A 14001-nucleotide genomic window follows, 5' to 3' on the forward strand; every position below is an offset into this window, starting at 1 on the left:
CGATCCAAGAGCAGGGGACGAATTAAGTGCTCGACGTCAACTTCTTCGACGAGCTGCGAATCGGCCTCGCCACGGCCGACGACATCCGTCAGTGGTCGCACGGTGAGGTCAAGAAGCCGGAGACCATCAACTACCGCACCCTCAAGCCGGAAAAGGACGGGCTCTTCTGCGAGAAGATCTTCGGCCCCACCCGGGACTGGGAGTGCTACTGCGGCAAGTACAAGCGGGTCCGCTTCAAGGGCATCATCTGTGAGCGGTGTGGTGTCGAGGTCACCCGGGCCAAGGTCCGGCGTGAGCGCATGGGCCACATCGAGCTCGCCGCGCCCGTGACCCACATCTGGTACTTCAAGGGTGTGCCCAGCCGCCTGGGTTACCTGCTCGACCTCGCCCCGAAGGATCTCGAGAAGATCATCTACTTCGCGGCGTACATGGTCACGTGGGTCGACACCGAGGCCCGCGAGCGCGACCTCCAGTCCCTGGAGGCCCGCATCTCCGTCGAGCGCCAGCACATGGAGCAGCGGCGCGACTCCTCCGTCGAGGAGCGCCACCGCAAGCTCGAGGCCGACCTGGCCGAGCTGGAGGAGCAGGGCGCCAAGGGCGACGCGCGCCGCAAGGTCCGCGAGAGCGCCGAGCGTGAGATGCGCCAGATCCGCGATCGCGCCCAGCGCGAGATCGACCGCCTCGAAGAGGTCTGGAACCGCTTCAAGAACCTCAAGGTCCAGGACCTCGAGGGCGACGAGCTGCTCTACCGCGAGATGCGGGACCGCTTCGGCAAGTACTTCCGCGGCGGCATGGGCGCCCAGGCCATCCAGGAGCGTCTGGCCAACTTCGACCTCGACGCCGAGGCCGAGAAGCTGCGCGAGACGATCCGCACGGGCAAGGGCCAGAAGAAGGCCCGCGCCCTGAAGCGGCTCAAGGTCGTCTCGGCGTTCCTCAACACGCGCAACAGCCCCAACGGCATGGTCCTCGACTGCATCCCGGTGATCCCGCCGGACCTGCGTCCCATGGTCCAGCTGGACGGTGGCCGTTTCGCGACCTCCGACCTCAACGACCTGTACCGCCGGGTCATCAACCGCAACAACCGGCTCAAGCGTCTGCTCGACCTCGGTGCGCCCGAGATCATCGTGAACAACGAGAAGCGGATGCTCCAGGAGGCCGTCGACGCGCTGTTCGACAACGGCCGTCGCGGCCGGCCGGTCACCGGCCCGGGCAACCGTCCGCTGAAGTCGCTGTCCGACATGCTGAAGGGTAAGCAGGGCCGGTTCCGCCAGAACCTGCTCGGCAAGCGTGTCGACTACTCCGGCCGTTCGGTCATCGTCGTCGGTCCGCAGCTCAAGCTGCACCAGTGCGGTCTGCCCAAGCAGATGGCGCTGGAGCTGTTCAAGCCGTTCGTGATGAAGCGCCTGGTGGACCTGAACCACGCGCAGAACATCAAGAGCGCCAAGCGGATGGTCGAGCGTTCCCGCCCGGTGGTGTGGGACGTCCTCGAAGAGGTCATCACCGAGCACCCGGTGCTGCTCAACCGTGCTCCGACGCTGCACCGCCTGGGCATCCAGGCGTTCGAGCCGCAGCTCGTCGAGGGCAAGGCCATCCAGATCCACCCGCTCGTCTGCACCGCGTTCAACGCGGACTTCGACGGCGACCAGATGGCGGTGCACCTGCCGCTGTCGGCGGAGGCCCAGGCCGAGGCGCGCATCCTCATGCTCGCCACGAACAACATCCTGAAGCCCTCCGACGGCAAGCCGGTCACCATGCCGACGCAGGACATGATCATCGGCCTGTACTACCTGACCACCCTCAAGGAGGGTGCGAAGGGCGAGGGCCGCGCGTTCCACACGCCGGCCGAGGCGATCATGGCCTACGATCTGGGTGACCTCGACCTGCAGGCGCGGATCAAGCTGCGGATCGAGGGCGACGTCCCGCCGCCGAGCGACTGGGTCGCGCCCGAGGGCCACGTGGCCGGCAGCCCCTACGTCCTTGAGACGACGCTGGGCCGCTACCTCTTCAACGAGACCACGCCGGTCGACTACCCGTTCGTCAACTACCAGGTGGGCAAGAAGCAGGTGTCCGCCCTGGTGACCGAGCTGGCCGAGAAGTACCCGAAGGTCCAGGTCGCCACCACGCTGGACGCCCTGAAGGACGCCGGCTACCACTGGGCCACCCGGTCCGGTCTGACGATCGGCATCAGCGACGTCGTCGCGCCGCCGAACAAGCAGACCATCCTGGACGGCTACGAGCGGCAGGCCGACAAGATCCAGCGCGAGTACGACCGCGGTCTGATCACCGACGACGAGCGTCGTCAGGAGCTGACCGAGATCTGGACCAAGGCCACCAACGAGGTCGCCAAGGAGATGGAGTCCAACTTCCCCGCCGACAACCCGGTGTGGATGATGGTCAACTCCGGTGCCCGTGGTAACCCCATGCAGGTCCGCCAGATCGCCGGTATCCGCGGCCTGGTGTCCAACACCAAGGGTGAGACGATCCCCCGTCCGATCAAGTCCTCCTACCGCGAGGGCCTGTCCGTGCTGGAGTACTTCATCTCCACCCACGGTCAGCGGAAGGGTCTGGCCGACACGGCCCTGCGCACCGCCGACTCCGGTTACCTCACCCGGCGTCTGGTGGACGTCGCGCAGGACGTCATCGTCCGCGAGGTCGACTGCGGCACCGACCGGTCGCTGTGGCACGAGATCGGCGAGAAGAACGCCAACGGCGTCGTCGTGCGCAAGCACAACGTCGAGAACACCGGCTTCGGCCGGACGCTCGCCGAGGACGTCGTCGTGGACGGCGAGGTCATCGTCCCGGCGCTGACCGACACCACCGAGAGCGTCATCGACAAGCTGATCGCGGCCGGCGTCGAGCGGGTGCGCATCCGCAGCTCGCTGGTCTGCGAGGCCAAGATCGGCGTCTGCTCGACCTGCTACGGCCGTTCGCTGGCCACCGGCAAGCCGGTCGACGTCGGTGAGGCCATCGGCATCATCGCGGCCCAGTCCATCGGTGAGCCGGGTACCCAGCTCACCATGCGGACCTTCCACATGGGTGGTTCGGCGGGTCAGGACATCACCCACGGTCTGCCGCGTGTCCAGGAGCTGTTCGAGGCCCGCATCCCCAAGGGTGTGGCGCCGATCAGCGAGGTGGACGGCCGTATCCGCATCGACGAGACCGAGAAGAGCCGCAAGATCGTCCTGATCCCGGACGACGGCTCGGACGAGATCGCCTACCCGGTGCCCATGCGGGCCCGGTTGCTGGTGAACGAGGGCGACCACGTCACCGTCGGCCAGCAGCTCATCCAGGGTGCGATCAACCCGCACGAGGTGCTGCGCATCCTGGGCCCGCGCGCGGTCCAGCAGCACCTGGTGTCGGAGGTCCAGGAGGTCTACAAGTCGCAGGGTGTCTCGATTCACGACAAGCACATCGAGATCATCGTGCGGCAGATGCTCAAGCGGGTGAACATCCTCGAGTCCGGCGACACCGAGCTGCTGCCGGGCGAGATGGTCGAGCGTCCGAAGTTCGAGGCGATCAACCGCCAGGTCGTGGCGGAGGGTGGCCAGCCGGCCGCCGGACGTCCCGTCCTGCTGGGCATCACCAAGGCGTCGCTGGCCACCGAGTCGTGGCTGTCGGCGGCCTCCTTCCAGGAGACCACCCGGGTCCTCACCGAGAACGCCATCCACGGCAAGAGCGACCCGCTGCTCGGTCTCAAGGAGAACGTCATCATCGGTAAGCTCATCCCGGCCGGTACCGGTATGCCGCAGTACCGCAACATCCGGGTGGAGCCGACCGAAGAGGCGAAGGCATCCATGTACTCCGTCTCGGCGTACGAGGAGCCCAGCGAGTACACCTTCGGTCAGGGATCCGGCGAGGCCGTCCCGCTGGAGGAGTACGACTTCGGTCCCTACAACAGGTGACCTTGACGAAGACCAGCCGATGAGATTGATCGGTTGATCCGGCGACGGCGGTGGTCCACCCCGGAAGGGGCGGTACTACCGCCGTTCGTCTTTGTCCATCGCCATACTCGGATGGGGACAGTTCGCAGAGCGCTCAGGCGCGGTCGGGAGATCGGACACAGTGACGGAAAACGGGGGAGGCCCCTACAGGCCGGAGGACGGGGAACCCGAGTCCCCGGCCCCGAAGTCGGGCTCGTGGTTCACGCCCAGCGGGGAACGCCACCGGACGCAGGCGCAGTACCAGGATCCGTACCTCACGGGTAGCGGTGCCGAGGGCGCGCCCGGTACCGCCGCGAGTGAGGCTCCCGGAGGGGACGCCACACCCAGGCCCGCGGAGGAGCCCGGGTGGTACCCCTATGGGAGCTCTCAGGCGGAGGACCGCGCACGCGGCCGGGAGGAGACAGCGACGGGGGGGTACCCGGGGCTGGACGGCTATCCCGGAACCGGGGGCTACCCGTCCCTCGGATACGGCACCACGCGGCCGGGGATGGCCGAGCCCTACCCCGAGGCCCTGGGCGGCCCCTCTCTCGCCGGGCCGGCGGACCCCGCCGAACCGGCCGCTCCGTCGCGGCCGGAGGAGACCACCTCGACGGCTCCGCTGGCCTTCGGTGAGGGGGTCGGCAATGAGGCGGGAGGGCACCAGCCGCAGCAGACCTGGGAGCAGACGGGGGAACGCCACCCGGCCCCGGAGGGCACGCCCGCGGGCCCCGACACCTCCGTGGACGCCCACCGTTCCTCCCCGGAACGCCCCGTGTGGGAGAACACCGGGAACGGGCCGTTCGACACCGCCTGGGGGCGGGACGAGGTCTCCACCGAGCGGCACCCGCGGGCGGGAGAGGACCGCGGGAACGACCGGTGGGAGAGCGATGCCGACCCCGCGACGGCGACCGCCTTCTCGGGACGTGACGGCGACACCACCGGCGAACTCCCCTTCTGGAGGGACGGCGACGTGCCGTCGCGCTGGACGGAGGACGGCGGTCCCGCCACCCCGGCGTCCCCCCTCGACGCCCGCGAGGAGGGGGCCGCACGCCTCCCACAGGACGGTGGTGCGCAGCCGGGCGGGGATGTCGCCTGGGATTCGTATGTGGGGGGTTCGGATCGTCGTGGTGAGGATCCGTTGTCCACGGGTCTGATCTACCTGGATCGGGATCGGGTGGATGAGGGGCCGGGGCGGCGTGGGGATGTCGCTTCGGGTCCGGAGGGGTTCGGGGACGGTGGATATGGTCCCGCGGACGCTCCGGCTTCTCCCGGCCCCGGGGACGACCGGCCCCTGGACGATCCGCTCGGCGGGCCGCACCGCCAGGACGGTGGTGCGCAGCCGGGCGGGGGCGTCGCCTGGGATTCGTATGTGGGGGGTTCGGATCGTCGTGGTGAGGATCCGTTGTCCACGGGTCTGATCTACCTGGATCGGGATCGGGTGGATGAGGGGCCGGGGCGGCGTGGGGATGTCGCTTCGGGTCCGGAGGGGTTCGGGGACGGTGGATATGGTCCCGCGGAGACTCCGGCTTCTCCCGGCCCCGGGGACGACCGGCCCCTGGACGGTCCGGAGCGACACGATGACGACCCGTTGTCCACCGGACTGATCTACCTGGACGGCTCCCACGAACGGGAGACGCCCCGGCCGGACGTTCCAGGGCGAGGCGCCGACCACGGAGCCGCCGGCGCCCACGCCGCGCAACGGGGCCCCTCCATCGGCGACGCCCCGAGTCAGCAGGCGGATGTCCCGTTCTGGGATGAACCGAGCGGACGGCGCGCCGGTGCCGGCCCGGAGGAATCCGACGAGCGGATCGCCGGCCACACCGGTACGGCGCCCACGGCCGGATACGGCGACGAGGCTCCCGCTTCTCCCGACGTTCCCACAGCGGGGTACGAGCCCTCGTCCTCCGGCGCACCCGCCGGCGAGCCGGCGATGGGAAGCGGTGACACCTGGGCCTTCAGCCGGGACGATCCCCGACTGCCCGAGAGCGTGCGCCGGATCGGGGCCGAGGCGCAGGACCGGCGCCGCCGCGACGACCCCCTCGGGTATGCGGACGAGGCCGCGGGTCCCGAGGAGGGCTACGGCGATGCCCCCGGCGGTTACGGCGGAGATTCCGTCAGCGATCCCCTCACCGCGATCGCCGAACAGCAGGCCCGGGCCCGCGCGTGGGAAGAGGAGCGGGACCACGGTCCCCGCGTCTTCGACGGCGAGGACGGGACCCGGGAGTTCCCCGCGCTCGGCGCGCTGGGAGGCCGCCACGAGGACGGCGCGCCCTCGGTGGGAGTCCCCGGTCCCCACGGCGCTCCCGAGATGGGGCCGGATACCGACCGGCCGGGTGACCGGTGGGCCGGGGATGAGCTCGGTGTCGATGGTCGTCGTGGTTCGGATGAGCCGGGGTACGACTACGGTCGTGGTTCGGATGAGCCGGGGTACGACTACGGTCGCGAGGACTATGACAGGGCCGGCGGCCCGGATCTCCGTTCCGATGAAGGGGACGACGACGGCTACGGCTACGGTTACGACGACCGTGGCGAGGAGTACGGTCGGGGCGATCGTGGCCGCGGGGCCGTGGACGAGGACCGTTACGTCGAAGACGAGCGTTACGGGCAGCGCGGTTACGACGACCGCGACGAGGAGTACGGTCGGGACGACCGCGGCCGCGGGGCCGTGGACGAGGACCGTTACGTCGAAGACGAGCGCTACGATGACGACGACTACGGGTCCGACAGGGCCGCGTCGCGGCGCGCGCCGCGTGGGCGGCGACGGGACAAACTGGCCGAGGAGTTCCCCGGCTTCGACGACCGGCCGCTCGGCGCCTCCCCCGGGGACGGCTACCCCGGCTACGACAACCTCGACACCCTGCCGGAGACCGAGCCGAAGGCGTCCGCCGCGCTGTGGCTCGGCATCGCGTCGCTGATCCCGGTCATCGGTCTGTTCACCGCGGTGGGGGTGTTCGTCGTCGGCCCCAAGGCGCGACGCGACATCCGTGAGTCCCGCGGAGAGCTGGAGGGCCTCGGACTGGTGAAGGCCGGCACGGTTCTCGCCGTCGTCGGTGCCGTGCTGACCGTCGTGGAGGTCGTCCTCTACCTGGTGCTGTGACGCTGGTCATTTCGCGGTGGCCCGCCGGAACCTCCCGGTGGGCCACCGCGCCCGTCAACCGCGGACGGCGCAGGTGTCCGAGAGATGACAATGTCGCGAAGGGCGCTCGGGAACACGGCCTCCCACCTCGACCGTGGTGGAAAAATTACGCGAGCACTCCTGCCGAGTCGTACACTGGACGGAGACCTACGGCAGCATGCGGCTGCGGAGTGAGGGTGCCGACGGCAACCAGCGTCGTTTTGACCGGGTAGTCGCTCTTCGGTACTCTTTAACTTCGTGCCCGTGAGTCAGCGGGTCACACGTGTGCGCTTTTATGGCCGATCCCGCTAGATGGACGGCGGACGAGAGCGGCGCGTGACACCTCCTCCCATGAGAATCGACCGTCCGGTCGGGCTGTGGTCGACGCCCCCATGTTCGGGAAAGGCGCGACACGCCCGAGTGCGGGGGTCGGGGAGAACGGGAAATCCAGCAGGTCAATAGCGAATTCGGCTAAGAGAACCGGCGTAGGTCACGAGGAAGACGGAGACGCGGTGCCCACCATCCAGCAGCTGGTCCGTAAGGGCCGACAGGACAAGGTCTCGAAGAACAAGACCCCGGCGCTGAAGGGGAGTCCGCAGCGGCGTGGCGTGTGCACGCGTGTCTACACCACCACGCCGAAGAAGCCGAACTCCGCCCTGCGCAAGGTCGCCCGTGTGAAGCTGAGCAGCGGGATCGAGGTCACGGCCTACATCCCCGGCGTTGGCCACAACCTCCAGGAGCACTCGATCGTGCTCGTCCGTGGCGGTCGTGTGAAGGACCTGCCGGGTGTTCGCTACCGGATCGTCCGTGGCTCGCTCGACACCCAGGGTGTTCGTAACCGCAAGCAGGCGCGCAGCCGCTACGGCGCCAAGAAGGAGAAGTAAGTATGCCGCGCAAGGGGCCGGCGCCGAAGCGCCAGCTGATCACCGACCCGGTCTACGGCTCGCCGCTGGTCACGGCACTGATCAACAAGGTGCTGTTGGACGGCAAGCGCTCCATCGCCCAGAGCATCGTCTACGACGCTCTCGAGGGCGCCCGCGAGAAGACCGGCCAGGACCCGCTCGTGGTTCTCAAGCGTGCGCTCGACAACGTGAAGCCCGCCCTTGAGGTGCGCAGCCGCCGTGTCGGTGGCGCCACCTACCAGGTGCCGGTCGAGGTCCGTTCGTCGCGCAGCACCACGCTCGCCCTCCGCTGGCTGGTCCAGTACTCGCGCCAGCGTCGCGAGAAGACCATGACCGAGCGTCTGATGAACGAGCTGGTGGACGCCAGCAACGGTCTGGGCGCGAGCGTCAAGCGCCGCGAGGACACCCACAAGATGGCGGAGTCCAACAAGGCCTTCGCCCACTACCGCTGGTAATCCCCGCGGCCTTTTCGATACGAGAGACCGAGAGAAGACGAGCCACATGGCTACCACTGCTCTTGACCTTGCCAAGGTCCGCAACATCGGGATCATGGCGCACATCGACGCGGGCAAGACCACGACGACCGAGCGGATCCTCTTCTACACCGGTGTGAACTACAAGATCGGTGAGGTCCATGAAGGCGCTGCCACCATGGACTGGATGAAGGAGGAGCAGGAGCGCGGCATCACGATCACGTCCGCCGCGACCACCACTCACTGGAACGACCACACGATCAACATCATCGACACGCCCGGCCACGTCGACTTCACGGTCGAGGTCGAGCGGTCGCTGCGTGTCCTCGACGGTGCGGTTGCCGTGTTCGACGGCAAGGAGGGCGTCGAGCCCCAGTCGGAGCAGGTGTGGCGGCAGGCTGACCGCTACAACGTGCCCCGGATCTGCTTCGTCAACAAGATGGACAAGATCGGCGCCGAGTTCCAGCGCTGTGTCGACATGATCTCCGACCGCCTCGGTGCCAACCCGCTGGCGATCCAGATGCCGATCGGCGCCGAGTCCGACTTCAAGGGCGTCATCGACCTCGTCCGCATGAAGGCCTACGTCTGGAGCGACGAGGCCGCCAAGGGCGAGATGTACGACACGATCGAGATTCCCGAGACCCACGCCGAGGCCGCTCGCGAGGCTCACGAGAAGCTGATCGAGACCCTCGCCGAGGCCGACGACGAGGTCATGGAGCTGTTCCTGGAGGGCCAGGAGCCCACCGTGGAGCAGACCATCGCCGCGATCCGCCGGACGACGATCGCCCGCACCGCCATCCCGGTCCTGTGCGGCACCGCGTTCAAGAACAAGGGCGTCCAGCCCCTGCTCGACGCGGTCGTCGACTACCTCCCCTCGCCCCTGGACGTCGAGGCCATCGAGGGCCACGACCCCAAGGACGAGACCGAGCAGACCATGCTCAGCCGCAAGCCGGACGAGAGCGCTCCGCTCTCCGCCCTGGTCTTCAAGATCATGAGCGACCCGCACCTGGGCAAGCTGTCCTACGTGCGCGTCTACTCCGGTGTTCTGGAGGCCGGCACGCAGGTGCTCAACAGCGTCAAGGGGCGCAAGGAGCGCATCGGCAAGATCTACCGGATGCACGCCAACAAGCGCGAGGAGATCTCGCGTGTCGGCGCCGGTGACATCGTCGCCGTCATGGGCCTGAAGGACACGACCACCGGCGAGACGCTGTGCGACCCCGCCGACCCGATCGTCCTCGAGTCGATGACCTTCCCGGCTCCGGTCATCCAGGTCGCGGTCGAGCCCAAGACCAAGAGCGACCAGGAGAAGCTGGGTATCGCGATCCAGCGTCTGGCGGAGGAGGACCCCTCCTTCCAGGTCTCCACCGACGAGGAGACCGGCCAGACCATCATCGCGGGTATGGGCGAGCTGCACCTCGAGGTGCTGGTCAACCGTATGCGCGACGACTTCAAGGTCGAGGCGAACATCGGTAAGCCGCAGGTCGCCTACCGCGAGACCATTCGCAAGAAGGTCGAGAAGGTCGAGTACACCCACAAGAAGCAGACGGGTGGCTCCGGCCAGTTCGGTCGCGTCATCATCGACCTCGAGCCGATCGCGGCCGACGGCGACAGCGACGGCGCCGGCTACGAGTTCGTCAACAACATCACCGGTGGTCGCATCCCGCGGGAGTACATCCCGTCGGTCGACGCCGGTTGCCAGGAGGCCGCCGGGTTCGGCGTACTCGCCGGATACCCGCTCGTGGGTGTCAAGGTGACGTTGCAGGACGGTGCCTACCACGACGTCGACTCCTCCGAGCTCGCCTTCAAGGTCGCCGGTTCGATGGCGTTCAAGGAGGCGGCGCGCAAGGCCAGTCCGGTTCTGCTGGAGCCGGTCATGGCGGTCGAGGTCACGACGCCCGAGGACTACATGGGCGACGTGATCGGCGACCTGAACAGCCGACGCGGTCAGATCCAGAGCATGGAGGAGCGCGCCGGGGCGCGAGTCGTCAAGGCTCAGGTGCCCCTGTCGGAGATGTTCGGCTACGTGGGCGACCTGCGCAGCCGTACCCAGGGTCGGGCCAACTACACGATGGTGTTCGACTCCTACGCGGAGGTCCCCTCCAACGTCTCGCAGGAGATCGTTGCGAAGGCCCGCGGCGAATAGTCGCCGCGACACGTAACCAGTCAGCTAGCAACTCGTACGTCTAGGAGAAATCCAGTGGCGAAGGCCAAGTTCGAGCGGACCAAGCCGCACGTAAACATCGGCACCATCGGTCACATCGACCACGGTAAGACCACGCTGACCGCGGCGATCACCAAGGTTCTGCACGACAAGTACCCGGACCTCAACCCCTTCACGCCGTTCGAGGACATCGACAAGGCGCCGGAGGAGCGCGAGCGCGGTATCACCATCTCGATCGCGCACGTTGAGTACCAGACCGAGCAGCGCCACTACGCTCACGTGGACTGCCCCGGTCACGCGGACTACGTGAAGAACATGATCACCGGTGCCGCCCAGATGGACGGCGCGATCCTGGTCGTGGCCGCCACCGACGGCCCGATGCCGCAGACCAAGGAGCACGTGCTCCTGGCCCGCCAGGTCGGTGTCCCCTACATCGTCGTCGCCCTGAACAAGGCCGACATGGTCGACGACGAGGAGATCTTCGAGCTCGTCGAGCTCGAGGTCCGTGAGCTCCTCAACGAGTACGAGTTCCCGGGCGACGAGGTTCCGGTCGTCAAGGTCTCCGCGCTCAAGGCTCTCGAGGGCGACGCCAAGTGGGGCGAGGCCATCATCGAGCTCATGAACGCTGTGGACGAGAGCATCCCGCAGCCGGAGCGCGACATCGACAAGCCCTTCCTGATGCCGATCGAGGACGTCTTCTCGATCACCGGTCGCGGTACGGTCGTCACCGGCCGCATCGAGCGCGGTGTCATCAACGTCAACGAGACGGTCGACATCGTCGGCATCAAGGACGAGAAGCAGAGCACCACCGTCACCGGTGTCGAGATGTTCCGCAAGCTGCTCGACCAGGGCCAGGCGGGCGACAACGTCGGTCTGCTCCTCCGCGGCATCAAGCGCGAGGACGTGGAGCGCGGCCAGGTCGTGATCAAGCCGGGCACCACCACCCCGCACACCGAGTTCGAGGCCCAGGTCGTCATCCTGTCCAAGGACGAGGGTGGCCGCCACACGCCGTTCTTCAACAACTACCGGCCGCAGTTCTACTTCCGCACCACGGACGTCACCGGCGTCGTCACGCTGCCCGAGGGCACCGAGATGGTCATGCCGGGTGACAACACCGAGATGACGGTTGCGCTGATCCAGCCGGTCGCCATGGAAGAGGGTCTGAAGTTCGCCATCCGTGAGGGTGGCCGGACCGTCGGCGCGGGCCGCGTTACCAAGATCATCAAGTAGCACGACCGTATGTGGCGGTCGAGCCGCTCGTCGGCTCGGCCGCCACACCATGAACGACGTCATCGGGCTCTGTAGCGGTGATTCCACCTCAGGGGACAGCCCTGTAGCAGTTTCTCAGGTGAATAGAGCCAGCGAAAGCAATAGGGCAGCCCCGGGTCGGACTTAGGGCCGGACACCGGCACCGCGCCTCTACGGACACTGAAGCGAAGGACGAAAAGGCCACCATGGCGGGACAGAAGATCCGCATTCGGCTCAAGGCCTATGACCACGAGGTCATCGACAGCTCGGCGCGCAAGATCGTCGAGACCGTGACGCGAACTGGCGCACAGGTCGCTGGCCCGGTGCCGTTGCCGACGGAAAAGAACGTGTACTGCGTCATCCGCTCGCCGCACAAGTACAAGGACTCGCGCGAGCACTTCGAGATGCGCACGCACAAGCGGCTGATCGACATCATCGACCCGACGCCGAAGACCGTCGACTCGCTCATGCGACTCGACCTTCCGGCCGGCGTCGACATCGAGATCAAGCTTTAAGGGACGCACAGACATGGCCACCAAGCAGATCAAGGGAGTTCTGGGCGAGAAGCTCGGCATGACCCAGGTCTTCGACGACTCGGGCAAGATCGTGCCCGTGACGGTTCTGAAGGCCGGTCCGTGCGTCGTGACTCGCGTCCGCACCCCGGAGACCGACGGCTACTCCGCCGTTCAGCTCGGCTACGGGCACATCAACCCGCGCAAGGTCAACAAGCCGCTGGGCGACTACCTGCGCAAGCACGAGCTTACGCCTCGCCGTCACTACGTCGAGGTCCGCACCGCTGACGCCAGCGAGTACACGCTGGGCCAGGAGCTGACCGCCGAGACCTTCGAGGCCGGCCAGCTCGTCGACGTCACGGGCAAGAGCAAGGGCAAGGGCTTCGCCGGTGTCATGAAGCGCCACGGCTTCCGCGGCCTCAGCGCTACGCACGGCACCCAGCGCAAGCACCGCTCGCCGGGTTCCATCGGCGGCTGCGCCACGCCCGGCCGCGTGTTCAAGGGCCTGCGGATGGCCGGTCGCATGGGCAACGTGCGCAAGACCGTCCAGAACCTCACCGTGTTCTCGGTTGACGCCGAGAAGGGCCTCATTCTGGTCAAGGGTGCGGTTCCCGGCCCCAACGGCGGGCTGGTGCTCGTCCGCACCGCCGCGAAGGGGGACAAGTAAGTCATGGCGACGATCGAGGTCAAGAACCCCGACGGCGCGACCGGCCGGAGCGTCGAGCTCCCGGGTGAGATCTTCGACCAGCAGGTCAACATCCCGCTGATCCACCAGGTCGTGGTCGCGCAGGAGGCTGCCGCCCGCCAGGGTACGCACTCCACGAAGACCCGCGGCGAGGTGCGCGGCGGCGGCAAGAAGCCGTACCGCCAGAAGGGCACCGGTCGTGCCCGGCAGGGCTCCATCCGCGCTCCGCAGTTCACCGGCGGTGGCGTGGTGCACGGCCCCAAGCCGCGCGACTACAGCCAGCGGACGCCCAAGAAGATGAAGGCCGCCGCGCTGCGCGGCGCCCTCTCCGACCGGGCCCGTCACGGCCGCGTGCACGTCATCAGCGAGTTCCTCGCCGAGGACGTCACCACCAAGCGCACCCAGACCGCTCTGAAGGCGCTGCGCCAGGTCACCGAGTCCGACAAGGTCCTCGTTGTCCTCGCCCAGTCCGACGAGCACAACCGGACCGCGCTGCGGAACCTGCCCGAGGTGCACATCCTCGACGCCGGCCAGGTCAACACCTACGACGTCCTGGTCGCCGACGACATCGTGTTCACCGAGAGCGGCTACGACGAGTTCCTGGCTCACGTCCAGGGTGCCTCGAAGACTGCGACGTCTCAGGAGGACGACCAGTGAGGATCCCCGACCCTCGGGACATCATCATCGAACCGGTGATTTCCGAGAAGAGCTACGGCCTGATCGACCAGAACAAGTACACGTTCATCGTCAAGCCCGACGCCAACAAGACGCAGATCAAGATCGCGGTGGAGCAGATCTTCGACGTGAAGGTCACCAGCGTGAACACGATCAACCGTCAGGGCAAGCGCAAGCGCACGCGGTTCGGTTTCGGGAAGCGTCCCGACACCAAGCGCGCGATCGTGAGCCTGCGCGAGGGCGACCGGATCGACATCTTCGGCGTCTGATCCGCCGCCCGACCGCTTCATCTCCAGTAATACGTAGAGGA

At 67.5% G+C, this 14001-nt stretch carries 10 protein-coding genes; all 10 read left to right on the forward strand.

Annotation, left to right across the window (positions count from 1 at the left end):
- The first annotated feature begins 26 nt into the window (after positions 1–26).
- Positions 27–3902 (forward strand): DNA-directed RNA polymerase subunit beta', encoded by a 3876-nt coding sequence (locus B5D66_RS19625; RefSeq protein ID WP_078763249.1) that lies wholly within the window; start codon positions 27–29, stop codon positions 3900–3902.
- Between the two features lie 526 nt (positions 3903–4428).
- On the forward strand, positions 4429–7017 hold the full coding sequence (locus B5D66_RS25200; RefSeq protein ID WP_144390213.1) for a hypothetical protein: 2589 nt from the start codon (positions 4429–4431) through the stop codon (positions 7015–7017).
- Positions 7018–7547: 530 nt separating this feature from the next.
- On the forward strand, positions 7548–7919 hold the full coding sequence (gene rpsL / locus B5D66_RS19635; protein ID WP_078763251.1) for a 30S ribosomal protein S12: 372 nt from the start codon (positions 7548–7550) through the stop codon (positions 7917–7919).
- A gap of 2 nt (positions 7920–7921) precedes the next feature.
- A complete protein-coding gene (gene rpsG, locus B5D66_RS19640) occupies positions 7922–8392 on the forward strand; it encodes a 30S ribosomal protein S7 (protein ID WP_078763252.1) in 471 nt (156 codons plus the stop codon).
- 46 nt (positions 8393–8438) lie between these two features.
- Positions 8439–10553, forward strand: coding sequence for an elongation factor G (gene fusA / locus B5D66_RS19645; RefSeq protein ID WP_078763253.1), 2115 nt, complete (start codon positions 8439–8441; stop codon positions 10551–10553).
- Positions 10554–10607: 54 nt separating this feature from the next.
- The gene (tuf, locus tag B5D66_RS19650) at positions 10608–11801 is read left to right on the forward strand and encodes an elongation factor Tu (RefSeq protein ID WP_078763254.1); all 1194 of its coding nucleotides are present in this window, start codon (positions 10608–10610) and stop codon (positions 11799–11801) included.
- Positions 11802–12025: 224 nt separating this feature from the next.
- The gene (rpsJ, locus tag B5D66_RS19655; RefSeq protein WP_013156110.1) at positions 12026–12334 is read left to right on the forward strand and encodes a 30S ribosomal protein S10; all 309 of its coding nucleotides are present in this window, start codon (positions 12026–12028) and stop codon (positions 12332–12334) included.
- A gap of 13 nt (positions 12335–12347) precedes the next feature.
- The gene (gene rplC, locus B5D66_RS19660) at positions 12348–12998 is read left to right on the forward strand and encodes a 50S ribosomal protein L3 (protein WP_078763255.1); all 651 of its coding nucleotides are present in this window, start codon (positions 12348–12350) and stop codon (positions 12996–12998) included.
- 3 nt (positions 12999–13001) lie between these two features.
- On the forward strand, positions 13002–13673 hold the full coding sequence (rplD, locus tag B5D66_RS19665; protein WP_078763256.1) for a 50S ribosomal protein L4: 672 nt from the start codon (positions 13002–13004) through the stop codon (positions 13671–13673).
- A complete protein-coding gene (gene rplW / locus B5D66_RS19670; RefSeq protein ID WP_078763257.1) occupies positions 13670–13960 on the forward strand; it encodes a 50S ribosomal protein L23 in 291 nt (96 codons plus the stop codon). The genes rplD and rplW overlap by 4 nt, the downstream gene beginning before the upstream one ends.
- The last annotated feature ends 41 nt before the right edge of the window (positions 13961–14001 follow it).

The sequence above is a fragment of the Marinactinospora thermotolerans DSM 45154 genome (assembly GCF_900167435.1).
GTDB classification, from domain to species: Bacteria; Actinomycetota; Actinomycetes; order Streptosporangiales; family Streptosporangiaceae; genus Marinactinospora; species Marinactinospora thermotolerans.